Annotated in this window: 25 protein-coding genes and 1 tRNA gene; 16 read left to right on the forward strand and 10 right to left on the reverse strand. The window is 65.3% G+C overall.

Annotated elements, in window-relative coordinates; all coding sequences use genetic code 11:
- Positions 1-9 precede the first annotated feature (9 nt).
- Complete coding sequence (folP, locus tag AC1ROK_RS24110) at positions 10-855, reverse strand: dihydropteroate synthase (protein WP_492851682.1); 846 nt, start codon at positions 853-855, stop codon at positions 10-12.
- Positions 855-2,219 carry a 30S ribosomal protein S12 methylthiotransferase RimO gene (gene rimO / locus AC1ROK_RS24115; protein WP_492851684.1) on the reverse strand — a complete coding sequence of 455 codons (1,365 nt, stop codon included), beginning with the start codon at positions 2,217-2,219 and terminating at the stop codon, positions 855-857. The genes folP and rimO overlap by 1 nt, the downstream gene beginning before the upstream one ends.
- A 191-nt stretch (positions 2,220-2,410) precedes the next feature.
- Here rimO and AC1ROK_RS24120 point away from each other — a divergent pair, with 191 nt between their 5' ends.
- Complete coding sequence (locus AC1ROK_RS24120) at positions 2,411-2,839, forward strand: DoxX family protein (protein ID WP_492851686.1); 429 nt, start codon at positions 2,411-2,413, stop codon at positions 2,837-2,839.
- A 72-nt stretch (positions 2,840-2,911) separates the two neighbouring features.
- Here the strand turns inward: AC1ROK_RS24120 and AC1ROK_RS24125 are convergent, their stop codons facing one another.
- Together AC1ROK_RS24125 and lipB are read right to left on the reverse strand one after the other, a co-directional pair.
- Entirely contained in the window at positions 2,912-3,382 is a 471-nt protein-coding gene (locus AC1ROK_RS24125; RefSeq protein ID WP_492851688.1) for a DUF4282 domain-containing protein, read from the reverse strand.
- A 42-nt stretch (positions 3,383-3,424) separates the two neighbouring features.
- On the reverse strand, positions 3,425-4,171 hold the full coding sequence (gene lipB / locus AC1ROK_RS24130; protein ID WP_492851690.1) for a lipoyl(octanoyl) transferase LipB: 747 nt from the start codon (positions 4,169-4,171) through the stop codon (positions 3,425-3,427).
- A 67-nt stretch (positions 4,172-4,238) separates the two neighbouring features.
- Between lipB and AC1ROK_RS24135 the strand changes: the two genes are divergently transcribed.
- The gene (locus tag AC1ROK_RS24135) at positions 4,239-4,472 is read left to right on the forward strand and encodes a FliM/FliN family flagellar motor switch protein (protein WP_055049144.1); all 234 of its coding nucleotides are present in this window, start codon (positions 4,239-4,241) and stop codon (positions 4,470-4,472) included.
- A gap of 195 nt (positions 4,473-4,667) precedes the next feature.
- Positions 4,668-4,752, forward strand: a tRNA-Leu gene (locus AC1ROK_RS24140).
- Positions 4,753-4,834: 82 nt separating this feature from the next.
- Here the strand turns inward: AC1ROK_RS24140 and AC1ROK_RS24145 are convergent.
- Positions 4,835-7,024: a heavy metal translocating P-type ATPase gene (locus tag AC1ROK_RS24145; RefSeq protein ID WP_492851693.1), complete on the reverse strand. Its 2,190-nt coding sequence runs from the start codon at positions 7,022-7,024 to the stop codon at positions 4,835-4,837.
- Positions 7,025-7,102: 78 nt separating this feature from the next.
- Between AC1ROK_RS24145 and AC1ROK_RS24150 the strand changes: the two genes are divergently transcribed.
- Complete coding sequence (locus AC1ROK_RS24150; protein WP_492851695.1) at positions 7,103-7,525, forward strand: MerR family transcriptional regulator; 423 nt, start codon at positions 7,103-7,105, stop codon at positions 7,523-7,525.
- A gap of 18 nt (positions 7,526-7,543) precedes the next feature.
- Here the strand turns inward: AC1ROK_RS24150 and AC1ROK_RS24155 are convergent, their stop codons facing one another.
- From AC1ROK_RS24155 to metH, 4 genes are all read right to left on the reverse strand, one after another.
- Positions 7,544-7,807, reverse strand: coding sequence for a hypothetical protein (locus AC1ROK_RS24155; protein WP_492851697.1), 264 nt, complete (start codon positions 7,805-7,807; stop codon positions 7,544-7,546).
- A 380-nt stretch (positions 7,808-8,187) separates the two neighbouring features.
- Complete coding sequence (locus AC1ROK_RS24160) at positions 8,188-8,505, reverse strand: hypothetical protein (RefSeq protein ID WP_492851699.1); 318 nt, start codon at positions 8,503-8,505, stop codon at positions 8,188-8,190.
- The gene (locus AC1ROK_RS24165; protein ID WP_492851701.1) at positions 8,505-8,879 is read right to left on the reverse strand and encodes a hypothetical protein; all 375 of its coding nucleotides are present in this window, start codon (positions 8,877-8,879) and stop codon (positions 8,505-8,507) included. The genes AC1ROK_RS24160 and AC1ROK_RS24165 overlap by 1 nt, the downstream gene beginning before the upstream one ends.
- On the reverse strand, positions 8,876-12,637 hold the full coding sequence (gene metH / locus AC1ROK_RS24170; protein ID WP_492851703.1) for a methionine synthase: 3,762 nt from the start codon (positions 12,635-12,637) through the stop codon (positions 8,876-8,878). Before metH ends, AC1ROK_RS24165 begins: the two co-directional genes overlap by 4 nt.
- A 163-nt stretch (positions 12,638-12,800) precedes the next feature.
- Here metH and AC1ROK_RS24175 point away from each other — a divergent pair, with 163 nt between their 5' ends.
- The 12 genes from AC1ROK_RS24175 (at position 12,801) to AC1ROK_RS24230 (ending at position 23,642) form a co-directional block, all read left to right on the forward strand.
- Positions 12,801-13,496 carry an alpha/beta fold hydrolase gene (locus AC1ROK_RS24175; protein ID WP_492851705.1) on the forward strand — a complete coding sequence of 232 codons (696 nt, stop codon included), beginning with the start codon at positions 12,801-12,803 and terminating at the stop codon, positions 13,494-13,496.
- A 212-nt stretch (positions 13,497-13,708) separates the two neighbouring features.
- The gene (locus AC1ROK_RS24180) at positions 13,709-14,644 is read left to right on the forward strand and encodes a septal ring lytic transglycosylase RlpA family protein (protein ID WP_492851707.1); all 936 of its coding nucleotides are present in this window, start codon (positions 13,709-13,711) and stop codon (positions 14,642-14,644) included.
- Between the two features lie 40 nt (positions 14,645-14,684).
- A complete protein-coding gene (locus AC1ROK_RS24185; RefSeq protein WP_492851709.1) occupies positions 14,685-15,836 on the forward strand; it encodes a D-alanyl-D-alanine carboxypeptidase family protein in 1,152 nt (383 codons plus the stop codon).
- A 260-nt stretch (positions 15,837-16,096) separates the two neighbouring features.
- A complete protein-coding gene (gene tmk, locus AC1ROK_RS24190) occupies positions 16,097-16,780 on the forward strand; it encodes a dTMP kinase (protein WP_492851711.1) in 684 nt (227 codons plus the stop codon).
- Position 16,781: 1 nt separating this feature from the next.
- Positions 16,782-17,807 (forward strand): DNA polymerase III delta subunit-related protein, encoded by a 1,026-nt coding sequence (locus AC1ROK_RS24195; RefSeq protein WP_492851713.1) that lies wholly within the window; start codon positions 16,782-16,784, stop codon positions 17,805-17,807.
- Positions 17,804-19,351, forward strand: a complete 1,548-nt coding sequence (gene metG, locus AC1ROK_RS24200) for a methionine--tRNA ligase (RefSeq protein WP_492851715.1) — start codon at positions 17,804-17,806, stop codon at positions 19,349-19,351. The genes AC1ROK_RS24195 and metG overlap by 4 nt, the downstream gene beginning before the upstream one ends.
- 3 nt (positions 19,352-19,354) lie before the next feature.
- Positions 19,355-20,131: a TatD family hydrolase gene (locus AC1ROK_RS24205; protein WP_492851717.1), complete on the forward strand. Its 777-nt coding sequence runs from the start codon at positions 19,355-19,357 to the stop codon at positions 20,129-20,131.
- The gene (locus AC1ROK_RS24210; RefSeq protein WP_492851719.1) at positions 20,131-20,970 is read left to right on the forward strand and encodes an MBL fold metallo-hydrolase; all 840 of its coding nucleotides are present in this window, start codon (positions 20,131-20,133) and stop codon (positions 20,968-20,970) included. Before AC1ROK_RS24205 ends, AC1ROK_RS24210 begins: the two co-directional genes overlap by 1 nt.
- 38 nt (positions 20,971-21,008) lie before the next feature.
- The gene (locus AC1ROK_RS24215; protein ID WP_492851721.1) at positions 21,009-21,389 is read left to right on the forward strand and encodes a RidA family protein; all 381 of its coding nucleotides are present in this window, start codon (positions 21,009-21,011) and stop codon (positions 21,387-21,389) included.
- A gap of 81 nt (positions 21,390-21,470) precedes the next feature.
- Positions 21,471-22,208 carry a hypothetical protein gene (locus AC1ROK_RS24220; RefSeq protein WP_492851723.1) on the forward strand — a complete coding sequence of 246 codons (738 nt, stop codon included), beginning with the start codon at positions 21,471-21,473 and terminating at the stop codon, positions 22,206-22,208.
- Positions 22,209-22,216: 8 nt separating this feature from the next.
- The gene (gene mazG, locus AC1ROK_RS24225; protein WP_492851725.1) at positions 22,217-23,023 is read left to right on the forward strand and encodes a nucleoside triphosphate pyrophosphohydrolase; all 807 of its coding nucleotides are present in this window, start codon (positions 22,217-22,219) and stop codon (positions 23,021-23,023) included.
- 109 nt (positions 23,024-23,132) lie between these two features.
- Positions 23,133-23,642 carry a ClbS/DfsB family four-helix bundle protein gene (locus AC1ROK_RS24230; RefSeq protein WP_492851727.1) on the forward strand — a complete coding sequence of 170 codons (510 nt, stop codon included), beginning with the start codon at positions 23,133-23,135 and terminating at the stop codon, positions 23,640-23,642.
- A 98-nt stretch (positions 23,643-23,740) separates the two neighbouring features.
- Here the strand turns inward: AC1ROK_RS24230 and hflX are convergent, their stop codons facing one another.
- On the reverse strand, positions 23,741-25,123 hold the full coding sequence (hflX, locus tag AC1ROK_RS24235; RefSeq protein ID WP_492851729.1) for a GTPase HflX: 1,383 nt from the start codon (positions 25,121-25,123) through the stop codon (positions 23,741-23,743).

Genomic DNA, 25,123 nt, shown 5'->3' on the forward strand with positions numbered 1-25,123 from the left:
TCTAGGTTCCTAATCTCGGGGCCCATATAGCGCCGCCTCGGCGACACGCAAGGCATCGCGGTTAGGCCGGATATCGTGGATCCGAAAGATGTGGGCGCCGGCAGTGTAGCCAAGCACCGAGGTGGCGACGGTCCCCGCCAGCCGCTCGCCGGCCGGAATGTCGAGCAGTTTGCCGATCATCGATTTTCGCGACGTGCCGACCAGCACCGGAAACCCCAGTGCCACCAATTCCGGCAGCCGCCGCAGGATCTCGTAGTTTTCGCTCAGCGACTTGGCGAAGCCGAAGCCCGGGTCGAGCACGATGCGGTCGCGCGCCACGCCGGCTTTGTCGGTGATATCGAGGGTGACGTCGAAGTACCTGGCCATCTCGGCCATCACGTCACGGCTGGTGTCGCGCGCCTTGTCCCAGTGCATCACCACCAGCGGTGTGCCGTGCTGGGCCGCCACCGCCGCCACCTCCGGCTCGCGCTGCAGCCCATGAACATCGTTGATGATGCTCGCCCCGGCGGCAATTGCGCGCTCCGCCACCTCCGCCTTGTAGGTGTCGATCGAGATCGGCGCGGTGATCCCGTCGGCGCGCAGGGCCTCGATCGCCGGCAGCACCCGTGCCAGCTCGTCCGCCACCGAGACCTCTTCGGCCCCCGGCCGCGTGCTCTCGCCGCCGATGTCGATGATATCGGCCCCCTCAGCCAGCATCAGCCGCGCCTGCGCCAATGCCGCCGGCGCCGCATCGAAGCGGCCGCCGTCGGAAAAGCTGTCGGGGGTGACGTTGAGGATGCCCATCAGCCGGGCAGTGCGCCCAAGCCGCAGGGCGGCGCCCGCGGGCGCCAGCTCATATTCGCGATGCCCAGGCATCAGCCGGCGACGGCGGCGGGCTTGCTGTCGTCCTTGGCGGCCACCGCAGAGGGCACGGCGAACAGGTCGTACTCGTCCGACTCGGTCACCAGCACCGACACCTTGTCGCCGACCTTGATGCCGTCGGCTTCGTGGATGATCACGGTGCCGTCGATCTCGGGCGCGTCCCATTGGCTGCGACCGATGGCGCGGCCGGTATCGGGCTCGACGTCGTCGACCAGCACGTCGATGGTGCGGCCGACCTTCTTCGACAGCACGTGTGCCGAGATGTCCTGCGCCACTTCCATCAGCCGCTCATAGCGCTCGCGCTTCAGCTCATCGGGGACGATGCCCTCGATGTCGTTGGCCGGCGCGCCGGTCACCGGTTCGTACTCGAAGCAGCCGATCCGGTCGATCTCGGCCTCTTCCAGCCAATCGAGCAGGAACTCGAAATCCTCTTCGGTCTCGCCGGGGAAGCCGACGATGAAGTTGGAGCGAATGGCCAGGTCGGGAGCGACGGCGCGCCAGGCCTTGATCCGGTCGAGCGTCTTCACCTGGTTGGCCGGGCGGCGCATCGACTTCAGCACCGACGGGGCGGCGTGCTGGAACGGGATATCGAGATAGGGGAGGATCTTGCCCTCGGCCATCAGCGGGATGACGCTGTCGACGTGGGGGTAGGGGTAGACGTAGTGGAGCCGGGTCCAGACGTCCATCTTGCCCAGTTCCTCGGCGAGGGTCTGGAAGCGGGCTTCGATATCGCGGCCGCGGAATTTTGAGCTCTGGTACTTGACGTCGAGGCCATAGGCCGAGGTGTCCTGGGAGATCACCATGATCTCCTTGACGCCCGTCGCCACCAGCCGCTCTGCCTCGTAGAGGACAGAGGCAATCGGACGAGAGACCAGATCGCCACGGATCTGCGGGATGATGCAGAAGGTGCAGCGGTTGTTGCAGCCCTCGGAAATCTTCATGTAGGCGTAGTGGCGCGGCGTCAGCTTCAGGCCGGCTTCCGGCACCAGGTCGACGAACTTGTTCGGCACCGGCGGCACATGCGTGTTCACCGCGTTGACCACATCCTCGTACTGGTGCGGACCGGTGACGGCGAGCACGCTCGGATGGGTGGCGCGGATCATCTCTTCCTCGACGCCGAGGCAGCCGGTGACGATGACGCGGCCATTGGCGCCGACCGCCTCGCCGATCGCCTCGAGGCTTTCCTTCTTGGCGCTGTCGAGGAAACCGCAGGTATTGACCAGCACGACGTCCGCGCCTTCGTAGTCGCGCGAGAACGAGTAGCCCTGCGAACGCAGCGTCGTCATGATGCGTTCGGAGTCGACGAGAGCCTTGGGGCAGCCGAGGCTGACCAGGCCGATTTTCGGAGCTTGTGTCATTGGCGCGTGCCTATGCGCCAAACTCGGGAAAAAAGCAATGATCGGCACTCTGCGATGGAAGCAGGGCAGCCCTGATCACTACTGATCACGAGCTTGTCAGGTTACCAAACCTTCAGTTGACCCGAATCCTGAGCCTCGTGCTCTTATTTCGGATGCGCCCACCTCCGAGGCGTCCAGCAGGAAAAAGACCCATGAATCTCGAAGCCCTCAACCGGTACCAGCCGCAGGCGCTGGCCGTCCTCCGCATCGTCACAGCGCTCTGCTTCATGGCCCATGGCACGCAGAAGATGTTCGGCTTCCCGGCCTCGGGCGGCGGCGGCGGGTTCGAGCTGTTCTCGCTGATGGGCCTCGCGGCAGTGCTCGAAGTGTTCGGCGGCCTCGCAATCCTGCTCGGCGTCTTCACCCGCCCGGTGGCTTTCATCCTCGCCGGCCAGATGGCCTATGCGTTCTGGTTCGTGCACGTGCCGATGATGGGGCAGGGCAACATCATCCCAGTCGCCAATGGCGGCGACGGCGCGGTGCTGTTCTGCTTCGTGTTCCTCTACCTCGTCTTCGCCGGCCCGGGCGCCTGGAGCGTCGACGAAATCCTGAAGTCGCGCCGCACCTTCGCTGCTGCCTGATCCCTTGAGGTCATCGAAGCGGGCGAGCCACCCGCCCAAACGAAAAGGCCGCCCTCGGGCGGCCTTCTTGTTTCAGATGTCGGGCTTCTCGGTCGGTGGCGGGGAGCGCCTCGCGGTGCGTCGTACCGCCGTCGTGCCGGGCTCCGCGGCTGCAGCGCCTTCGCTCGTCTGGTCCTCGTAGGGTTCGTCCTCGGCGATATCGTGGATAGCGTCGCGCACTTCGTCGATCAGCGAGGTCGGCACGCGGCTGAGGCTTACGGTGCGGGTCACCGTCTCGTTGGCCTTGAAGAACACCAGCAGCACTTCGCACACGATACGCAGCACGATCAGGAACAGTGCGCCATAGACTGCGATCTCCAGGATGCCCCACAGGCCATCGCCGAAATTGCGGCCGAAGCTGACGAACAGGTGCCCCACCGACCAGAGCAGCAGCGCCGCCAGCCCGGTGGCGTAGAGCACCGGCACCAGTCGCGGCGAGAGGATGGTCTCGAGCCGGAACAGCGTCGGGCTGAGGAAGATTTTCTTGAGATCGTCGAGCGTCATGGCCTCACCCCCATGGAATCGGTCACCGAGAAAATGCGTGGGTCACGCGGCACTGACAAGGGCCTCCGGGCGCAGATCTGCAGTGGCGCCAAAGCGGCGCTCGAAGGCGGTACGCAGCGCGGCATCGACTTCGGCCATCGAGACCAGCTGTCCAAGATCCTCGAAGCTGGTCACGCCCTGGTCGGAGATGCCGCACGGCACGATGCCATCGAAGTGTGAAAGGGTCGGCGATACATTGATCGCAATGCCGTGGAACGTCACCCAGCGGCTGACCCGCACGCCGATTGCCGCCACCTTGTCCTCGCGGCCAAAGCCCTTGTCCGGCCGCGCCACCCAGACGCCGATCCGGCCGTCGCGCCGCTCGCCTCGGATGTTGAAGGCGGCGAGGGTATCGATGATCAACCCCTCGAGCCCCTGCACCAGGCAGCGCACGTCGCGGCCGCGCTGGCGTAGATCGAGCATGAAGTAGACCACCCGCTGGCCGGGGCCGTGATAGGTGTACTGCCCGCCGCGGCCGGCGTCATAGACCGGGAAGCGGTTGGGCGACAGCAGGTCCTCGGGCGCTGCAGAGGTGCCCGCCGTATAGAGCGGCGGATGCTCGAGCAGCCATACCTGCTCGCTCGCAGTACCGTCCGCCACCGCTGCCGCCCGCGCCTTCATCGCCTCCAGCGCTTCGGGGTAGGGCACGTACCCCTCCGAGATTCGCCACTCGACCGGCACCCCATCGGCGCGGAACAGCTTGGTCCCGGTGTCGCAAGTTGGGTCAGTCGTTAACGCTTCGGTAAGCATGGGTGTCCAATGCTCTCTCACAAGGGGCCCGCGCGATTCAGCCGGGATGGTCGGTCGCGGTTTATGTATGAACACTCTAGACAATATTGAAGTCGATATCACCGTCGAGCTGGGCGCGGCGATCATGCCGGTGCACCACCTGCTGCGCATGGGTCGCGGCGCGGTGATCGAGCTCGATACCGGCGAGAACGATCCGCTGCGCGTCTATGCCAACAACACGCTGATCGCACGCGGCGAAGTGAAGGTCGAAGACGGCCGCCTCAGCGTCGAGCTCACCGAAAAAGTCCGCCGCCCGGCATAAGCGGGATCAGGAAAATGCCCGTCCCCACGCAGGTGGGGATTGCAGACTTTTCCGGTTCGATCACGCGACCGAACCAGCGCTTTGCGGTTTCGTGGCGAGCGTTTGCATAACGGCAATTAATCGCTTGCACCCGCCAACGAGCGTTGCTACACGCTGCCTCGCTTCGCCGCTTCGGCGTCGCTCCTACCTCGGCGTGCGGTCGTGGCGGAATTGGTAGACGCGCAGCGTTGAGGTCGCTGTGCCGCAAGGCGTGGAAGTTCGAGTCTTCTCGACCGCACCAGGTTCTCATCAGATCCTGCAGTCCAAAACAAACGGCTCCCCTCGGGGAGCCGTTGTTGTTTGTGGCCTTCGCAGCAGAACTGCTACTTGCCCTTCCACGCCAGCAATCGCATGGCGTTGAGCGTCACCAGAACGGTCGCCCCGGTATCGGCGAGAATCGCGGGCCACAGGCCGGTGATACCGATGATGGTGGTGACGAGGAACACCGCCTTCAGGCCCAGCGCCACGGTAATGTTCTGGGCGATGTTGCCCATCGTGGCTTTCGACAGTCCGATCATGTTGGCGATGTCGGCGACGCGGCCGTGGAGGATGGCGGCGTCAGCGGTTTCGAGCGCCACATCGGTGCCGCCGCCCATGGCGATGCCGATATCGGCGGCGGCGAGGGCAGGGGCGTCGTTGATGCCGTCGCCGACCTTGGCCACCACACGGCCCTGTTCCTGCAATTCGCGTACGATGTGCTGCTTGTCCTCCGGCAGGAGACCGGCGCGCACCGCGATGCCGAGGTCGGCGCCGATGGCCGTGGCGGTCCGCTCGTTGTCGCCGGTGAGCATCACGGTGGTGACGCCTTCGGCCTCGAGGCGGCGCAGACCATCGGCCGCGTCCTGGCGCGGTTCATCGCGGATGGCAAGGAGGCCGGCGACCTGATCGCCCACCAACAGCACCGAGACGGTCTTACCGGCATCGTTGAACGCACCGATCCGGTCGCGCAATGCTGCGTCGAACGGCGCGAGCTCCCCCGCTGCCTTGGGCGAGGCGAGGAACAGCACTTCGCCGCCGACCTTGCCGGTGACGCCCTTGCCCGGGACGGCCTTGGCGCCCGCCGCAGGCGGCACGAACGCCTTGTCGGCTTGGGCACGGGCCAGCACCGCCACCGCCAGCGGGTGGCTCGAGCCGGTCTCCAGCGCCGCTGCCAGCGACAGCACCTGCGCTTCGCTACGCCCGATGCCGACAATGTCGGTGACCTGCGGCTTGCCCTCGGTGAGCGTGCCGGTCTTGTCGAGCGCCACGGTATCGATCTTGCGCAGCTGCTCGAGCACGGCGCCGCCCTTCAGCAGCAGCCCGCGACGGGCTCCGGCCGAGAGGCCCGCGGCGATCGCCGCCGGGGTCGAGATCACCAGCGCGCAGGGGCAGCCGATCAACAGGATCGCGAGCCCCTTGTAGATCCACTCGTCCCAGGGCTGGCCGGCCAGCAACGGCGGCAGGATGGCGACCAGGGCCCCCACCAGCAGCACGGCCGGCGTATAGTATTTCGAGAACTTGTCGATGAACCGCTCGGTGGGCGCCTTGCTCTCCTGGGCTTCCTCGACCAGCCGCACGACCCGGGCAATGGTGTTGTCGGCGGCGGCCGCGGTCACCCGGACGCGCAGCACGGCATCGGTGTTGATGGTGCCAGCGAATACATCGTCGCCGGGGCCTTTGGTCTTGGGCACGCTCTCGCCGGTCACCGGGGCTTCATTGATGGCCGAGTTGCCATCGACGATGACGCCATCGGCGGCGATGCGGTCACCGGGGCGAACGAGGATGACCGTGCCGACGACCAGCTGCGCGGCGGGAACCTCGCTGGTCGCGCCATCCCGCTCGACCAGCGCCAGCTTGGGCACCAGGTCGGCGAGACCGCGGATGGAAGCGCGGGCCCGGCCGGCGGCGACACCTTCGAGCAATTCGCCGACGAGGAAGAGCAGCACCACGGTCGCTGCTTCCTCGGTGGCGCCGATGAACACGGCGCCGATGGCGGCGATGGTCATCAGCGTCTCGATGGAGAACGGCGTGCCGGTCATGCCGGCAACGATGGCGCGCCGCGCCACCGGGATCAGGCCCACCGCCATGGCGACGAGAAACGCCCAGTGGCCGGTCTGAGGGAATAACTGCCCGACAATGTACGCTGCGAGCAGCGCCCCGCCGGAGATGAAGGTCAGCACCGCCTTCCGCGTCTTCCACCACGGACCGTCGATCACTTCGGCGTGGCCGACAGCATGGTCGTGGTCATGAGCATGGTCGTGCCCATGGCCATGGTCGGCGTGAGCGTGGTCGGTCGTGGCGGGTGCGCCCGCCTGGGCAGGAGCGATCTGGTACCCAAGCGCCTTGACCTGCCGCTCGATCGCCCCGGTGGCGATTGCGCCCGAACGGGTCACCGTCATCGTCCCATTGGGCAGCGACACGCCGACTCCGCCAACGCCCGGCAGCCGGCCGACGGCGTTCTCGATCTTGGTCACACAGGCGGCGCAATCCATGCCGCCAACGCGGAATTTCAGCTTCTCGGCGGCCTCGGACATGCGGCACTCCTTGGATTCTTCATCATGTCCGCATACATCTAGGACCTCTAGCCACTAGAGGATCAAGGGGTGAATGCAATGAATTTGCCGATCGGCGAATTGTCACGACGGACAGGCGTCAAGGTGCCGACCATTCGCTTTTACGAACAGATCGGCCTGCTGTCGGCACCGCCACGCACCGAGGGCAACCAGCGCCGCTACGGCAAGCCGGAGGTGGAGCGGCTCAACTTCATCCGCCACTCGCGCGAACTCGGCTTCGAGGTCGAGGACATTCGCGAGCTGCTCGACATGGCCGCGTCGCCGCAGGCCTCATGCCACCAGGCGGACAGCATCGCCCGCAACCACCTGACCGAGATCGACCGCCGCATCGCCAGCCTCACCGCATTGCGTGGCGAACTGGCGCGCATGGTGGAGGAATGCGGCCATGGCCGGATTTGCGATTGTCGCATCATCGAAGTGCTGGCCGACCACGGCGAGTGCGTGACCGAGCACGCGCACTAGGATCTTGCTCAGATCTCGCTACCGGCGAGCTGACGGCGGGTACTTGCCGTTGGCGTAGCCGAGGAAGATGCCGGCGATAATACCGAGCACCACGCCGCCGCCAATCAGCATGAGCCCAGGGCCCACCGCCGCTCCGATTCCTGCAGGATTGGCGCCCGGGCCGAACGCCGTCAACACCGGGCCCAAGATGGCGCCGATGACGCCAAGCCCCACCAGCATGATGGCGCCGAAGAGCAGCTTGCTTCCGACATTCACCGAGAACGGATCCGGATGCTCAACCATTTGCCACGCCCCCTCAAGCGTACAGTCTCCGCCACCAGTCGTGGTGGCACTGTCAGCTTAGCGTGGCGACGTCCTGCTGCAAGCAATACTGAGGTTTGGCGGGGCCGTGATTGATCGCGCGTTCGAATCGGAAACGTCTGCAATCCCCGCCTTGGTGCATAGGCGCTAAGTTAGGGGTTCCTGCTGCTCAAATACGGCGCCATCGGCGAACTTGCCACCAGGCAGCGCCCCAACTCGGTGTCATCCCTGCGAAAGCAGGGACCCAACTTGCAGCCTGCGCCTGCGGACAGATGGGGGATGACAGCCCCGCCGGTGGGTGGGCACGGCCCTAACTTAGCGCCCTATGCGCCTTCGCGGGGACAGGCTTTCCTGAAGGCGCTCTAGCCCTGCCAGGCGAGCACGGTATTGCCGGCCCGGCAGAAGCTGACGCCGAGCTGGCCGGACTCGCTCACCCAACTGTGGGTCTCGCCGTCGCGGCTGAGGGCATGACCGGCACGGCGGAGTTCGGCGACGATCATGCCGACCTGATTGTGCCAGTCGCGCGTGTCCGGCGCCGTCGCCAGCCGCGAACGGATCGCTGCCTGCTGCACGTTGAGCCGCTCTGCCCGCTCGGTCGCGTCGAGCGCCAGCAGCGCCGCGCGGCTGATCGGGTGGACATTGTCGGCCGCGGGCCGGATGAAGAGATCAAGCGCGGCCATCAGACCACCTCCGCCAGATGAAAGTTGCGGGCCACGGTGAAGTCGCGGAGCCCGAAGGCCGGGAGCTTGCCGGGGACGATCGCATCGGCCACGGCAGCGCGATCCTCGACGTCGGTGGCGTCGACCACCACCCGCACGAACGGCTGGGCCATACCGAGCCGCACCCTTTCCTGCAGCTCGAACAGCAGCACTCGCACATTGCCGCGGCTCTCGCAGGCGATGCACTCGGTGCCCGACTCATGGGCATGCAGTGGCGGATCGAGATGCACGACGGCCGTGTCGCGGCCGCCGAAGCGGCCAAGCGCCGCCTTGTCGGTGACCACGGTCACCGGCACGGAAGTGGCGCGGCGGGCGAAGGGGGCAGGCGAGGTCATACCGCCTTGTCCGCGCTGGGCGTGTAGTTGAGGATTGGACCGAGCCAGCGCTCGACCTCACGGATCGCCATGCCCTTGCGCCGGGCATAGTCCTCAACCTGATCGCGCTCCACCTTGGCGACGCCGAAATAGAAGCTGTCGGGGTGGCTCAGATACATGCCCGACACCGATGAGCCCGGCCACATGGCGTAGCTCTCGGTCAGTTCGACGCCGATGCGCTGCTTGGCGTTGAGCAGGTGGAACAGCGTCGTCTTCTCGGTATGGTCGGGCTGGGCCGGATAGCCCGGGGCAGGGCGGATGCCCTGGTAGGGCTCGCCGATCATCTCGTTGGGCGCGAAGGTCTCGGAGGCGCCATAGCCCCAGAATTCCTTGCGCACCCGCTCGTGCATCAGCTCGGCGAAGGCCTCGGCGAAGCGGTCGGCCAGCGCCTTGATCAGGATCGACGAGTAGTCGTCGTTCCGCCGCTCGAAGCGCTCGGCGATGATGTTCTCCTCGAGCCCCGCCGTGACCACGAAGCCCCCCAGATAGTCCGGGATACCCTCGGGCGCAACGAAATCGGCCAGGGCCATGTGCGGCTTGCCACCGGTCTTCGAAAGCTGCTGGCGCAGGGTGAAGAAGGTTGCCAGCTGGTCCTTGCGGTCCGCATCGGTATAGAGCCGGATATCGTCGCCGACCTGGTTGGCGTGCCAGAAGCCGATCACCGCCTTGGGGCGGAACCAGTTCTTCTGGATCACTTCCTTCAGCATCTTCTGGGCGTCGTCCCAGAGCTGGCGCGCTGCCGGCCCCTGGTCCTTGTCCTCGAGCAGCGCCGGGAAGCGGCCCTTCAGCTCCCAGGCCTGGAAGAACGGCGTCCAGTCGATGTACCTGGCGATCTCGGCCAGGTCGTAGTTTTCGAACACCCGCGTGCCGAGGAAGCTCGGCTTGGGCGGCACGTAGCCATCCCATTTCGGCTGGAAGCGGTTGGCGCGGGCGGTGGCCAGCGATGTCCGCTGCTTTTCCGCCTCGCTCTGCCGATGCTTCTCGGCCAGCCGCTCATATTCGGCCTTCACGTCCTGCACATAGGCTGGGCGTTGCTCCTGCGACAGCAGCGACGAGACCACGCCGACAGCGCGGCTCGCATCGTGCACGTGCACCGTCGGGCCGCCATGGTATTGCGGATGGATCTTCACCGCGGTGTGGACGCGCGATGTCGTCGCCCCGCCGATCAGCAGCGGCACGTGGAAGCCTTCGCGCTCCATCTCGGAGGCGACATGCACCATCTCGTCGAGCGACGGGGTGATGAGGCCGCTGAGCCCGATGACGTCGACATTCTCGGCCTTCGCTACTTCGAGGATCTTGGCCGTCGGCACCATCACGCCGAGGTCGATGATCTCGTAGTTGTTGCAGCTCAAAACCACGCCGACGATGTTCTTGCCGATGTCGTGCACATCGCCCTTCACCGTCGCCATCAACACCTTGCCGGCGCTGCGGCGGCCGGTGGCGTTGCCGTCGGCATTCTTCTCCGCCTCCATGAAAGGGAGGAGATGCGCCACGGCCTGCTTCATCACCCGGGCGGATTTCACCACCTGCGGCAGGAACATCTTTCCCGAGCCGAACAGGTCGCCGACCACGCTCATGCCGGCCATCAGCGGTCCTTCGATGACGTGCAACGGCCGCTCGGAAGCCAGCCGGGCCTCCTCGGTGTCAGCGTCGATGAACTCGGTGATGCCGTTGACCAGCGCGTGCGAGATGCGCTCCGCCACAGGCTTGGTCCGCCAGGTCAGGTCCTTGGCCTTCTGCTCGCCGCCGGCCTGGCCCTTGAAGCGCTCGGCGATCTCCAACAGTCGCTCGGTCGAATCCGCCCGGCGGTTGAAGATCACGTCCTCGCAGGCCTCGCGCAGCGTCGGCTCCAGCGTGTCGTAGACCGCGAGCTGCCCCGCATTGACGATGCCCATGTCCATGCCCGCCTGGATGGCGTGGTAGAGGAACACCGAGTGCATCGCCTCGCGCACCGGCTCATTGCCGCGGAACGAGAAGCTGAGGTTGCTCACGCCGCCGGAAATGTGTGCGTGCGGAAGGGTTTGCCGGATGGTCTTCGTCGCTTCGATGAAGGCGATGCCATAGCCGACATGCTCCTCGATGCCGGTGGCGACGGCGAAGATGTTGGGGTCGAAGACGATGTCCTCTGGTGGGAAGCCGACTTCCTCAGTCAGGAGCTTGTAGGCCTTCGAGCAGATCTCGACCTTGCGCTCATAGGTATCGGCCTGGCCCTGCTCGTCGAACGCCATCACCACCACGGCGGCGCCATAGCTGCGCACCAGGCGGGCGGTTTCGAGGAATTTCTCGACTCCTTCCTTCATGGAGATCGAGTTGACCAGCGCCTTGCCCTGCACGCATTTGAGGCCAGCCTCGATCACCTCGAACTTCGAGCTATCGATCATCAGCGGCACGCGGGCGATATCGGGCTCGGCGGCGAGCAGGTTGAGGAACTCGACCATCACCTTCTCGGAGTCGATCAGGCCCTCGTCCATGTTGATGTCGATGACCTGGGCGCCGTTCTGCACCTGGTCGCGCGCCACCTCGAGCGCGGCGGTGTAATCGCCGGCGGTAATGAGCTTCCTGAACCTCGCAGAGCCGGTCACATTGGTGCGCTCGCCGATGTTCACGAACGGAATGTCGCCGGTCAGCGTGAACGGCTCGAGCCCGCTCAGCCGCAGGAAGGTCGGCACCTCGGGGATCTTGCGCGGCTTGTACTTTCCAACTGCTTCCTTGATCGCCCGGATGTGGTCCGGGGTCGAACCGCAGCAGCCGCCGACGATGTTGAGGAAGCCATCCCGCGCAAAGCCCTCGAGCTGGCGCGCCATGAATTCCGGCGTCTCGTCATATCCGCCGAACTCGTTGGGCAGGCCCGCATTGGGATAGGCGCAGATCAGCGTGTCGGCGACATCGGAGAGCTCGTTGATATGGGCGCGCATGGCATTGGCGCCGAGCGCGCAGTTGAGCCCGATGGTGAAGGGTTTGGCGTGCCGTACCGAGTACCAGAACGCCGTCGGCGTCTGTCCGCTGAGGGTACGGCCGGAGAGGTCGGTGATGGTGCCGGAGATCATCACCGGCAGCTCGTCGCCGCGCTCCTTGAAGATGCGCTGCGCCGCGAAAATGCCGGCCTTGGTGTTGAGCGTGTCGGTGATGGTCTCGAACAGCAGCAGGTCGGCGCCGCCGTCGATCAGCCCATTGATCTGCTCGGCATAGCCTTTGACGATCTCGTCGAAGGTGATCGCCCGGTGCCCCGGGGAGTTCACGTCCGTCGACATCGACGCCGTCTTGTTCAGCGGCCCAAGCGCACCGGCCACGAAGCGGCGCTTGCCATCGATGTCGAAGGCCTGCTGCGCCGCCTCGCGCGCCAGCCGGGCGCCCTCGAGGTTCAGCTCATAGGCGAGGGCCTGCATGCCGTAATCGGCCATGACGATGTCGGTGGAGGAGAAGGTGTTGGTCTCCACCATGTCGGCGCCGGCGAGATAATACTGCAGGTGGATAGCCCGGATCGCGTCCGGCTGGGTCAGATTGAGCAGGTCGTTATTGCCCCTGACATCCTTGTGCCAATCCTTGAAGCGCTCGCCGCGATAGGCGGCTTCATCGAGCTTCAACTGCTGAATCATGGTGCCCATGGCGCCATCGAGGATCAGGATGCGTTCGGAGGCCGCCTGGGCAAGGGCTGCCCGCACCTCCTCGCCCTTGGGCAAGGAATTTCTATCGATCTCAATGTGTTGAGCTTCAGCCATCGCTCGACTTTCCACCGTCTGTCACGCCAAAATGCGTTCACCGCCGGCACAGTCGCATGGCGGGATATAAAGATATCTTTATATGAGTGCCGACCGGCCGGCAAGCAAGCCCGTTTCTGCCAGGCCGGCGGAACCGGAACAATCGATCAGGACTTTCCGTCTCATGACAATGCCGATCCTCCTCGTTCCCGGTCTCAACTGCACCGCCGAAATCTATGCCCATCAGGTGCCGGCACTGTGGCAGTTCGGGCCGGTGACCATCGCCAACCACACTGAGGGCAGTTCGATGCAGCAGATTGCAGCATCGATCCTTCGCGATGCCCCGCCGCAGTTCGCTCTCGTCGGCTTCTCGATGGGCGGCTACCTGGCGTTCGAAATTCTCCGACAGGCGAGGGGGCGGGTGCTGAGGCTGGCGCTGCTCGACACCTCGGCACGGCCGGATACTCCTGAGGCGATCGAGAAACGGCGCGCAGCAATCGCGTTGACGGAGCAGGGGAAGTTCAACCTCGCCGTCGCGCAATCCTTCCCGAACGCGGTCCATCCCGACCACGTCGGCGACGCTGGGCTCAAGGCGCTGCATGTGCGCATGGCCACCACGAATGGCGGCGAAACCTATATCCGGCAGCAGACTGCCATCATCGGTCGGCCCGACTCCCGTCCGGAGCTCGGTACCATCGATGTGCCGACGCTGGTGCTGGTCGGTGACAAGGACGCGATCACCGTTCCCGAGGCTGCTCGCGAGATGGCCGCCGGGATTGCCGACGCCAGGCTCGTCGTGGTCCCCAGGGCAGGGCACATGGCGCTGGTCGAGCAGCACGCCACCGTTACCGCAGAACTCTTGGAATGGGCGGCTAAATAGCTGGCATTTGAAGCAAATTAACCCGGCTGCAACCACGTTGCGCTTCGATGCGATCATCCCCGCACGGCTTTCGGTATGGTGCGGAAATCTCTCGATGGGTTGATCTGGTTTTGGCAGTGTTTTCTCGCGACCTTCGCGCGGCCGCCCGGCTGCTTGCTCTTGCTGTGCTCCTGGCGCCGGTTGTGGCGGCCTGCAGCAGCGACGGGGGAGGGGTGCCGCATATCAAGCGCGCCGCCTTCAGCTCCAAGGAGTTCGGCGTCGCCGTCAGTCCGCGCGTCACCAATGCCAAGAACCCGCCCAAGGGCGGCGGCCGCTACCTGGTCGGCAAGCCCTATACGGTGCGGGGCGAAGTCTATGAGCCGATCGAGAACCCGATCGGCTACGTCGCCTCCGGCGGCGCCTCATGGTACGGCAACGACTTCCATGGCCGGCGCACCGCCAATGGCGAGATCTTCTCGGCCAACGCCATTTCCTGCGCCAGTCCGGTGCTGCCGCTTCCGAGCTATGTCCGCGTCACCAATGTCGACAACGGCCGCTCGATCGTCTGCCGCGTCAACGATCGCGGCCCGTACCTACATGGCCGGGTGATGGACCTCAGCTACCGCACCGCCGAAATCCTCGGCTATGCGGGTAATGGTGTCGGCAATATCCAAGTGCAGTATATCGGCCCGGCGCCGCTCAATGGCGACGACACCCGCATGCTGCTCGCCAGCGTCGACAAGCCGACGCGCATGGAGCAGGGCACGACGCGCCTCGCCATGAACGAAGAGCGCCCCAACCTCATCGGCGGCATCATCGACATGTTCGGCTATGTCGACAGCAGCGCGGCCGACGAGGCCATTACCGGCGCTCACGCCGCCGCCAACGCCATGGCCACCCGCTCGGGTTCGCTCGAATCCTGGGTGGAGACGGTCGATGAAGACAAGCGCGCCATCAAGCTGGAGCTCGGCGTGTTTCCCGATGCCACGAGGGCCGACGACGTGGCGTTGCAGTTCGCCATGCTGGGCGCGGTCGACGAGGATGCGGTGCGCATCCCCGGCGCCGATGCCACACGCCTGACACTCACTCATCTTAAGCCGGGCGTGGCGCGGGATGATGTGATGTCGCTCGCCAGGCAACTTGGACTCAAGGACCTGGTGCTCTATTAGTTTGAGAGCGGTCGAGCATTGACCGCGATCGGGGTTGAGATTGCGGAATTTTGGCCTGAAACTGCTGGTCGCTCTATTCACCGTCTGCTGGGCGGCTTCCGCACACGCGCAGGATTTCGACACCAAGGCGCCGTTCGCCGTGCTGATGGACTACGAGTCCGGCACGATCCTCTTCAACAAGGCGGGTGACGAGCAGCTAGAGCCCGCCAGCATGGCCAAGCTGATGACGCTGGCCGTGGTGTTCGACCAGTTGCAGTCGAAAAAGCTCCAGCCGACCGACGAGTTCTTCATTTCCGAGCATGCCTGGCGCGACGGCGGCGCCTCTTCGGGCGGTTCGACCATGTTTGCCGAGCTGAACTCGAAAATCCCGGTGATGGATCTGGTCCGCTCGGTGATCATCCAGTCCGGCAATGATGCGGCCATCGCGCTGGCCGAGGGCATCGCCGGCAGCGAACTCAGCTTCGCGCAGATGATGAACCAGCTGGGCAAGGAGATCGGGCTGAGCGGCTCGAACTTCGTCAACGCCACGGGCTTGCCCGATCCGGCGCAGTTCTCGACCGCGCGCGACCTCGCGACCATTGCCCGCTTCATCATCGCGCAGTTCCCCGAGTACTACCCGATCTTCTCGGAGAAGGAGTTCACCTGGAACAAGATCCGCCAGATGAACCGCAACTCGCTGCTCGAAATCGGCATCGGCGTCGATGGCCTGAAGACCGGGCACACTGAGGCCGCCGGCTATGGTGAGGTGGTCTCGACCGCTGCAACCGGTCGCCGGCTGATCGCTGTGCTGCATGGGCTCAAGTCTATGACCGAGCGGACCGAAGAGGCGCGCAAGCTCGTCACCTGGGGCACCCGCGGCTTCGAGTTGATCCCGGTGCTTCCGGAGGGTACCGCGATCTCACATGCCGATGTTTACGGCGGCAGCGCCGGGCAGGTGTCGCTGGTCGGCAAGGGGAGCATCGACCTGTTCCTGCCCAAAGGCGCGCAGAACTGCCCGCAGGCCACCGTCACCTACAAGGCGCCGATCCGCCCGCCTGTGCAGAAGGGCGATCAACTGGCCCAGCTCAATGTCATGTGCAACGGCGCCGTGGTACAGGTCACCCCGCTCTACGCTGGCGAGGACGTCGCCGATGGCGATATCGTCCGCAAGGCGACCGACGCGCTCAAGGAACTAGCGCTCGGCTGGCTCTGACGGCCCGCCAGAGACCGTTCGGGTCTTCCCCTCTCCCCTGAGGGGAGAGGGCAGAGCAGCTAGGACCGGAAGGTCCGTAGCGGAACTAAGGTGAGGGGCTTAGCTTCTCAGCGAGCACTCGTTGCGCCGCTTCACCCCTCAACCGGCGCTTCGCGCCACCTTCTCCCCTCAGGGGAGAAGGGACCAAGCTGCCAGCGCCCAGCTTTCGCTGGGATGACATCGCGGGTAATACGAGAGTCACAACGCGGGGAATCTGACGAATGCTCGATGTGCCGGCGAAACCCGCCGCCCGTTTCATCACCTTTGAGGGCGGCGAGGGCGTCGGCAAGTCGACGCAGGTCAAGCGCCTGCTGGTGCGGCTGAACCGCATGGATATCGAAGCCGTCCGCACCCGCGAGCCCGGCGGCACGCCCAAGGCAGAAGCCGTCCGGGCCTTCATCCTGCAAGGGCGGTCCGAGAGCTGGGGCGCCGGCGCCGAGGCGGTGCTGTTCGCCGCGGCCCGCTATGATCATGTCAGTTCGCTCATCGCTCCCAGCCTCAACAGTGGCAAATGGGTGATCTCCGACCGCTTCCACGATTCGACCCGGGCCTATCAGGGCCTTACCGGCGGCGTCGACGACAAGCTGATCCGCGGGCTCGAGACGCTGGCGCTCGACGGGCATCAGCCTGACATCACCTTCATCCTCGATATGGATCCCGCCATCGCCTTCGCGCGGGTCAACAATCGCGAGATCGAGAAGGCGCTGGCCGAAACCGGCGACCGTTTCGAGAAGGAAGATCTCGAGTGGCACCGCCGCCTGAGGCAGGCTTTCCTTGCCATCGGCAAGGCCAACCCGGAGCGCTGCGTCGTGTTGCCCGCCGGCCAATCGGAGGATGCGCTGGAACAGGAGATCTGGGATACGCTGATCCGGCGCTTCCCCGAGCTCGAGGCAAAGGCCGACTGAATTGGACTATCCTGAACGCGAACCCGACCAGCTCGAAGGCGTCCCGCTGCCCGAGTTCCAGACCGGCGTTTCCGGTCACGATGCGGCGCGCGCCACGTTGCTCGACCGGCTCGATGCGGGGCGGCTCCCCGGCGGCATCCTGATTCACGGCCCGCGCGGCATCGGCAAGGCGACGCTGGCCTTCGACCTCGCCAGAAAGATCTTCGAAGAGACCGGTGATGAGTCGGCCGACCACATCGCGGCGCAGGTTGCCGCCGGCGCCTATCCGAACCTGTTCGTGATGCGCAAATCGGTACGCGACACCGGCAAGGGCTACTACACCGCCATCCGTGTCGAGGAGGTCCGCCGCTTCATCGAGGAGATGCGGATGACCCGCGGCCGCGCCGGGCACCGCATCGCCATTGTCGATCCGATCGACGACTGCAACACCTCGTCGGCCAACGCGCTCTTGAAGATCCTCGAGGAGCCGCCGGCCGACACGACGTTCCTGCTGGTCTCGCACCGGCCGGGGTCGCTGCTTCCCACCATCAAGTCGCGCTGCTTCCAGGTGGCACTGCGGCCGATCGCCGACAGCGACGTGCGCACCGTACTGGACCAGGTCGGCGGCCAGCCGCTCGCCATCGATCGCGCCGTATCGCTCGCCGGCGGGCGTCCGCGCCGCGGCTTCGAGGCGCTGCTGCTGGGGGAGGGGGGCGCCCTGCAGCTGCTGCAGGCGTGGCTCGCCGACCCCGCCGGCGCGCCATCGGCGGCCCGGATCGCGCTGGCCGACGCGCTCGGCGCCGATCGCGACTCCGCCGAACTGCGCTTCGCCCGCGACATACTCAATGACTGGTTGGCCGATGCCGCCAAAGCCGCAGCAAATGCGGGCGACCGGGTTCGCCTTGCCTCAGCCAACGAGCTATGGGAGAAGGCGCGAACTTCACTCGCCGATGCCGATGAATACAACCTCGACATGCGGCAGACCTTGGTCGCGCTTTTCGATGCGATCCGGAAACACCAGCTCCTGAGCGTCCAGCCGACACCATGACCGACACGTTCTACGTCACCACCGCCATTGCCTATCCCAACGGCGCACCGCATATCGGGCACGCCTACGAGATGATCGCGACCGATGCCATCGCCCGCTGGGCGCGGCTCTCGGGCAAGGAAACCTACTTCCTTACCGGCACCGACGAGCACGGCATCAAGATGGTGCAGACGGCGGCAGCAGAAGGCATCACCGCCCGCGAGCTGGCCGACCGCAACGCGGCACGCTTCAAGGAGCTGGCGGCGCGCCTCGACGTCTCCAACGACGATTTCATCCGCACCACCGAGCCGCGCCATTACGAGTCGAGCCAGGAAATCTGGCGCCGGATGGCCGCCAGCAATAATGGCGACATCTACCAATCGACCTACAAGGGCTGGTACTCGGTCCGCGACGAAGCCTATTTCGACGAGGAAGAGCTGACCGACGGCGAGGACGGCAAGAAGTTCGCGCCGACCGGCGCCGAGGTGAAGTGGGTCGAGGAAGACAGCTATTTCTTCCGTCTCTCCGCCTATCAGGATCGCTTGCTGCAGCTCTACACCGACCGCCCGGATTTCATCGCGCCGGAAGAGCGGCGCAACGAAATCGTCTCGTTCGTGAAGGCGGGCCTGCGCGACGTCTCGATCAGCCGCACCACCTTCGACTGGGGCATCCCGGTGCCTGGCGCCTCCGGCCATGTGATGTATGTCTGGGTCGATGCGCTTACCAACTACATTACCGGCGTCGGCTTTCCCGATGGCGCCTCCGAGCAGTTCAAGAAGTTCTGGCCGGCGAACCTGCACGTGATCGGCAAGGACATCATCCGCTTCCACACCGTCTACTGGCCGGCCTTCCTGATGAGCGCCGGCATCGAGGTGCCGCACCGCGTCTTCGCGCACGGCTTTCTGACCTCGGAAGGCAAGAAGATGTCGAAGTCGGTCGGCAACATCGTCGACCCACACGAGCAGCTCGACCTCTACGGCACCGATCCGGTGCGCTGGTACTGCCTGCGCGAAGTCAGCTTCGGTCAGGACGGCGACTGGGGCCGCGAGAAGTTCATCAACCGCAACAACTCCGACCTCGCCAACAATTTCGGCAACCTGGCACAGCGCTCGCTGTCGATGATCCAGAAGAACTTTGGCGGGGCGCTGCCCGAGGCGCAGCCGACCGAGGCCGAGCGCGCCATCGTCGGCACGGCCATCGCTGCCATCGGCAAGATGGACCTCGCCATGAAGACGCAGCAGATCCACGAAGCGGCCGGCGAGCTGACGACGCTGCTCAACGCTGCCAACCTCTATTTCGCCGACCAGGCGCCCTGGGGGCTGAAGGCCGACCTGCCGCGCATGGGCACGATCCTCGCGACCACCGCCGATATCGTCCGTCGCGCTGCCATCGCAGCGCAAGCGTTCGTCCCGGGCTCGGCCGCGAAGTTTCTCGATGCGCTGGCGGTACCGGCCGACCAGCGCCTGTTGAGCCATGCGCTCAGCGCGTCCGGCGTTCCCGCAGGCACGGTCTTGCCGCCGCCCGAACCGGTGTTCAAGAAGTTCGAGCACCCAAAGACGGCATAGGCCATGCTGATCGACTCGCACTGCCACCTCGATTTCCCCGAGCTCGCCGCCGATCGCGCCGGTGTGCTGGCGCGTGCCAAGGCGGCGGGGATCGATGGCATGGTCACCATCTCGACCCGGGTGAAGCGCTTCGACGAGATCAAGGCGATTGCCGAAGCGCATGCCGAAGTCTGGTGCTCGGTCGGGACTCATCCGCATCACGCCGACGAAGAGCTCGACATCTTCACCGAGGATCTGGTCCGGCTGAGCGCGCACCCCAAATGCGTCGCCATCGGCGAAGCCGGGCTCGATTATTTCTACGACAACGCGCCCAAGGAGGCGCAGGAGACCGGGCTGCGCCGGCACATCGCCGCGTCGCGCCTCACGGGCCTGCCGCTGGTCATCCATTCCCGCTCGGCTGACGTTCATATGGCGGCGGTGCTGAGCGATGAAATGGGGCAGGGGGCCTTCCCTTTCGTGCTCCATTGCTTCACCGCCGGCGCCGATCTGGCCCGCAAGGCCCTGGAGCTCGGCGGCTACATCTCGTTCTCCGGCATCATCACCTTCAAGAATGCCGAGGAAATCCGCGAGGTCGCGAAGTTCGTCCCAGCCGACCGTTATCTGGTTGAAACAGATGCGCCGTATCTGGCTCCGGTACCGCATCGCGGCGGCACCAACGAGCCGAGTTATGTCGCCCATACCGCCGCCAAGGTAGCCGAGGTCCGCGGCATCAGCCTCGAGCAACTGGGCGCCGAAACAACCGACAGTTTTTTCCGTTTATTCTCAAAGGCTAAGGCGTAATGCCTGAAGCACAACATATTGTAGCGACGATCATGGGATGTGGCTCGTCCGGTGGCGTGCCACGCATCGGCGGCCACTGGGGCGTCTGCGATCCCGATAACCCCAGGAATCGCCGCAGCCGCTGTTCGCTGCTGATCGAAGGCTTCTCGGCCGGCTCGGACGAGCCGACCCGCATCATCGTCGACACCGGCTGCGACTTGCGCGAACAGCTGCTGCGGGCCGAGGTCGATCGGGTCGAAGCAGTGCTTTACACGCACGAGCATGCCGACCACACGCACGGCATCGATGACCTTCGGGTGCTGGCGCTGAACAATCGCAAGCGCGTCGACGTCTATTTCAGCGCCGAGGCCGCCAACCGGATCGTGCCGAGCTTTGCGTACTGCTTCACGGCGCCGCCGGGCTCGGGCTATCCGCCGATCCTCAACCAGCACCTGATCGAAGCCGGTAAGCCGCTGACGGTGGACGGGCCGGGCGGCTCGATCACCATCCTGCCGTTCCGTCAGGACCATGGCGATATCTATTCGCTGGGCTTTCGGGTACGGGGCTTTGCGTATTCGTGCGATCTCAGCGGCATCCCGGAGGTCTCGCGCGAGGCCGTCAGCGGGCTCGACACCTGGGTGCTCGATGCCTTGCGGCCGGCGCCACATCCGAGCCACCTGAGCCTGTCCGAAGCGCTCGAGCTGGTCGAAGACCTGAAGCCGCGCCACGCCGTGCTGACCAACCTCCATATCGATCTCGACTATGTCCAGACCGACGCCATGACGCCGGAGCACGTCCGGCCGGCGTTTGACGGCCTACAGATCGACATCACCGCCGGCGAGATCATCAGCCCTCGCTAGCTGCGCCATCATCGTCGTACGACGCTACGGAGCCGCCAATGATTGAAGTCATCGATACCGGCATCGCGCCATCCAGCGGCCCAATCAACGACTGTGTCCGTGCCGGCAATCATGTCTGGCTGGTGGTGCTGGCCGAGGATCCGAAGACCGGCAAGATCACCGAGGGCGACATCGAGGTGCAGACGCGCCAGGCGCTGATGAACCTCAGGCAGGCGATCAACGCCGCCGGCGGCGAGCTCACCAACATCGTCCAGGTGCAGATCTTCCTCGTCGACAGCGCCGACGCGCCGGGCATGAACCGTGTGTATGCCGAGTTCTTCAACACCAAGCCGTACCCGATCCGTGCCACAGTGGTGGTCAAGGAACTTCTGGCCAAGGGGCTGAGGATCGAGATCACTGCAACGGCGGTACTGGGATAGAGCCGCTAAGGCCACCGGCTGAGCCATTGGGTCAATGCGATAGTTCCATAATATATCTTATGCGAATGGAGGAATAGCAAAATGCCGACCGAAGCCGACCTCACCCAGCAGCTTATCGAGGCCCAGCGTGCCGGCCGGCATGATGTCGATGCTGTCCCCTATGCGGCGCTCGATCGCGCTGCCGCCCTCAGCATCCAGTCCGCAACGATGGCGGCGCTCGGTGAAGCTCCGGCGCTGCTCAAGACGCTCGTTATGCCGGATGGGCTTGGCGCCTGTGCGCCGATCTACCGCTCGCGCGTCGGCAACAGCGGTGCGTTCCAGCTGTCGTCGCCGACGCTCACCGGGCTCGAGGTCGAAGTCGGCCTGGTGCTGGCTAGCGACCTCAGCACCGAGGCCGCCAACCGCGACGAGATCGACATCATCGAGGCGATCAGCCATTACTTCGTCGGCATCGAGGTCTGCGGCACGCGCTATGCCGATCGCTCGCTGGCCGGTGTCTATGGTGGGCTTGCCGACAACGCCTCGGCCTTTGGCTATGTGATCGACCCCTCGCATCGCGACGCCGGCGCCGAGATCGGCAATTACGACGTGCACCTGGAGTTCGCCGGCAAAGAGATCTGGTCGGCGCCGGCCAAGCACTCGTTCGGCACCGTGCTCAACTCGTTCATCGCCTACGCCAAGAACCAGAACCCGGCATTCCCGCTGAAGGCCGGTACGGTGGTCACAACCGGCTCGCTCTGCGGCCTCGTGCCGATTACCGGCGCCGGCCACGTGGTCGGCCGCCTCGGCAACCACGCCGTCAGTTTCGACATCACCTGAGACCCGCCATGCAGCCGTCGCGCGATATTTCCCGCCTCATCGAGATCATGGCCGCCCTCCGTAACCCGGATGGCGGCTGTCCGTGGGACCTGGAGCAGGATTTCGCCAGCATCCGCCACTACACCATCGAGGAAGCCTACGAGGTCGCCGACGCCATCGAGCGCGAGGATTATGCCGACCTCCGCGAGGAGCTGGGCGACCTGCTGCTGCAGCCGGTCTACCACGCCCAGATGGCGTCAGAGAAAGGCCTGTTCGATATCGGCGACGTGGTTTTTTCTATTACCGAGAAGCTGATACGCCGGCATCCTCATGTGTTCGGCGAGGAAGCGGCCCGCAACGCCGGGGGCGCAAAAGCCAAGTGGGACGAGGTGAAGGCCGACGAACGGGCGAAGAAGGCTGAGCGCAGACAGGTCCCCTCGTCCATTCTCGACGACGTGCCGCACGCCCTGCCCGCGCTGGCCCGTGCAGAAAAGCTCAGCCGACGAGCCGCTTCAGTGCAGTTCGACTGGCCGGATTGGCGACAGACGTTGGCCAAGGTTCGCGAGGAACTCGACGAAGTCGCTGCCGCGGCGGAAGCCGGCAACGCCGCCGAGATCCACGAGGAACTGGGTGACCTGCTGTTCGCCGCCGCCAACCTCGCTCGCAAGCTCGGTGTCGAGGGCGAATCCGCGCTGCGCGACGCCAACGTCAAGTTCGACCGCCGCTTCCGCTACGTCGAAACCCGCGCCGGCGAAGACGCCGTGCCGCTGGCGGAAGCCGGCCTCGAACGCCTGGACGGCTACTGGAATGAGATCAGGACCAGGGAGCGCGGTTAGGCGCCGGAGCGGCCAGGCGACAGCCTGCTGATCTTCGTGCCGCTGAGGCTCGTCGCACTAATGGACGGCCTGACGCGCCAGCACCTTCAGGCGTGAGGATGGAAAGCGCATGGCGATCCCAAGCGACAAGGTCGAGCTGGTGACCGCAATCAACGGGAGCTTCGACAAGCTGCTGAAGGAACTGCGCGGCATCCCACCGGCCTTGGCCGGTGAATGCAGCATGGAAGGCCATGCCAAGGACACGCAGATGAGCGTGGCCAACCTCACGGCTTATCTCGTCGGGTGGAATGAGCTGGTCCTGAAGTGGCTCGACCGCGACACAGCCGGCGAGCCGATCGACTTTCCGGAATCCGGTTTCCGGTGGAACGAACTGGGCCGCCTGGCACAGAAGTTCTACCGTGACTATGAAGCGATCCCGTACCCCGCCCTCGTGGATCGCCTGAGCGCCGCGAAAGACCGCATCGTATCGATGATCGCACTGCGCAACGACGACGATCTGTATGGCCGTCCCTGGCATGGGAAATGGACCATGGGGCGCATGATCCAGTTCAACACCTCGTCGCCTTACGAAAACGCCCGGCGCCGGCTCCGGAAGTGGGCAAAGCTGTCCCGGAACTGAGCGCCTAGACGTCCAGTCATCCGGGCAGCAGCCAACTTTTCAACGAGCGCTGCTGAGGGTCGCTCTTCGTTCTACCTGGGATGCCTACCAGGGAGCGCTCAGGCGGCGTCCGAGCCTTCGATGCGGCCGGCGAAGCGTTCGGTGAAGGCGTTCTTGTGCCGGGCTTCGACCCGGACCTCATAGACCTGGCCGTTCTCGTCTGGCTCGTCCTTGCCGATGATCTCGGCGTGGCCGTAGAGCCAGCCGACATCGGCGCCGGCGGTATGCGGCACCAGCACTCGGTAGGTGCGCCCCTGCCCGGCCAGCACCTTCTCGATGGTATCGAGTAGCTTATCCAGCCCCTCTCCCGTCTGCGCCGACACCGGCACCGATGCAGCCACCTTGCCGAGCGGAGACAGCGTCGCCAGCGCCGGATAGGTGCCGTCGGCGTCGCGCTCGAGGAGATCCACCTTGTTCCAGACCTCGATGATCGGGGTGGTCTCGGCCGACATGCCGAGCTCCTCCAGCACCTTCAGCACGTCCTGCGCCTGCGCCGCGTGGTCGGGGTTGGCGACGTCGCGGACATGCAGGATCACATGGGCTTCCAGCACCTCTTCCAGCGTGGCGCGGAAGGCGGCGATCAGGTCGGTGGGCAGGTCGGAGACGAACCCCACCGTGTCCGACAGCATCACCTCGCGGCCGTGCGGCAGGCCGATCTTGCGCACGGTGGTATCGAGGGTCGCAAACAGCAGGTCCTGGGCGAACACCCCTGCCCCGGTCAGCGCGTTGAATATGCTCGACTTGCCGGCATTGGTGTAACCCACCAGCGCCACCACCTGGAACGGCACGGCGTCGCGCCGCCCCTTCTGCTGGCCACGGGTCTGGCGCACCTTCTCGATGCGCTCTTCGAGCATCTTGATGCGGTCCTGCAGCTGGCGGCGATCGCTTTCCAGCTGGGTTTCGCCCGGGCCGCCCATGAAGCCGAAACCGCCCGAGCCGCGCTGGCGCTCGAGGTGGGTCCAACTGCGGACCAGCCGGCTCTTCTGGTAGTTGAGGTGGGCGAGCTCGACCTGCAGCACACCCTCACGGGTGGCGGCGCGCTCGCCAAAAATCTCGAGGATCAGCCCGGTGCGGTCCAGCACCTTGGTGCCGGTTTCCTTCTCGAGGTTGCGCTGCTGGATCGGGTGCAAGGCGGTGTCGACGAGCAGGAGCTCGATCTCCTCCTCCTTCACCCGCTTGGCGATCTCCTCGACATGGCCGCCGCCGATGAAGGTGGCGGGCTTGATCTCGCGCACCTTGGCGATCTCGGAGAATACGATCTCGACACGGATGGCGCTGGCCAGGCCCTCGAACTCGGCCTTGCGGGCCTCGATGCTGTGGGTAGCGGCGCGGCCGCGGACGTCGGGTATGACAAGGCCGACGCGGGTCGGGGCAGCACGCTGGTCTATGAATGCCTGAGGGCCGCCCTTGCGGGCGGCCTCGTCGTCGAAGTCATCACTCAA

Source organism: Devosia sp. GW821-FHT12F11 (assembly GCF_058806655.1).

Coding starts and splice junctions, on each gene's coding strand:
- folP (WP_492851682.1), bottom strand. CDS start 855: ATGCCTGGGCATCGCGAATATGAGCTGGCGCCCGCGGGCGCCGCCCTG.
- rimO (WP_492851684.1), bottom strand. CDS start 2,219: ATGACACAAGCTCCGAAAATCGGCCTGGTCAGCCTCGGCTGCCCCAAG.
- AC1ROK_RS24120 (WP_492851686.1), top strand. CDS start 2,411: ATGAATCTCGAAGCCCTCAACCGGTACCAGCCGCAGGCGCTGGCCGTC.
- AC1ROK_RS24125 (WP_492851688.1), bottom strand. CDS start 3,382: ATGACGCTCGACGATCTCAAGAAAATCTTCCTCAGCCCGACGCTGTTC.
- lipB (WP_492851690.1), bottom strand. CDS start 4,171: ATGCTTACCGAAGCGTTAACGACTGACCCAACTTGCGACACCGGGACC.
- AC1ROK_RS24135 (WP_055049144.1), top strand. CDS start 4,239: ATGAACACTCTAGACAATATTGAAGTCGATATCACCGTCGAGCTGGGC.
- AC1ROK_RS24145 (WP_492851693.1), bottom strand. CDS start 7,024: ATGTCCGAGGCCGCCGAGAAGCTGAAATTCCGCGTTGGCGGCATGGAT.
- AC1ROK_RS24150 (WP_492851695.1), top strand. CDS start 7,103: ATGAATTTGCCGATCGGCGAATTGTCACGACGGACAGGCGTCAAGGTG.
- AC1ROK_RS24155 (WP_492851697.1), bottom strand. CDS start 7,807: ATGGTTGAGCATCCGGATCCGTTCTCGGTGAATGTCGGAAGCAAGCTG.
- AC1ROK_RS24160 (WP_492851699.1), bottom strand. CDS start 8,505: ATGGCCGCGCTTGATCTCTTCATCCGGCCCGCGGCCGACAATGTCCAC.
- AC1ROK_RS24165 (WP_492851701.1), bottom strand. CDS start 8,879: ATGACCTCGCCTGCCCCCTTCGCCCGCCGCGCCACTTCCGTGCCGGTG.
- metH (WP_492851703.1), bottom strand. CDS start 12,637: ATGGCTGAAGCTCAACACATTGAGATCGATAGAAATTCCTTGCCCAAG.
- AC1ROK_RS24175 (WP_492851705.1), top strand. CDS start 12,801: ATGACAATGCCGATCCTCCTCGTTCCCGGTCTCAACTGCACCGCCGAA.
- tmk (WP_492851711.1), top strand. CDS start 16,097: ATGCTCGATGTGCCGGCGAAACCCGCCGCCCGTTTCATCACCTTTGAG.
- metG (WP_492851715.1), top strand. CDS start 17,804: ATGACCGACACGTTCTACGTCACCACCGCCATTGCCTATCCCAACGGC.
- AC1ROK_RS24205 (WP_492851717.1), top strand. CDS start 19,355: ATGCTGATCGACTCGCACTGCCACCTCGATTTCCCCGAGCTCGCCGCC.
- AC1ROK_RS24210 (WP_492851719.1), top strand. CDS start 20,131: ATGCCTGAAGCACAACATATTGTAGCGACGATCATGGGATGTGGCTCG.
- AC1ROK_RS24215 (WP_492851721.1), top strand. CDS start 21,009: ATGATTGAAGTCATCGATACCGGCATCGCGCCATCCAGCGGCCCAATC.
- AC1ROK_RS24220 (WP_492851723.1), top strand. CDS start 21,471: ATGCCGACCGAAGCCGACCTCACCCAGCAGCTTATCGAGGCCCAGCGT.
- mazG (WP_492851725.1), top strand. CDS start 22,217: ATGCAGCCGTCGCGCGATATTTCCCGCCTCATCGAGATCATGGCCGCC.
- AC1ROK_RS24230 (WP_492851727.1), top strand. CDS start 23,133: ATGGCGATCCCAAGCGACAAGGTCGAGCTGGTGACCGCAATCAACGGG.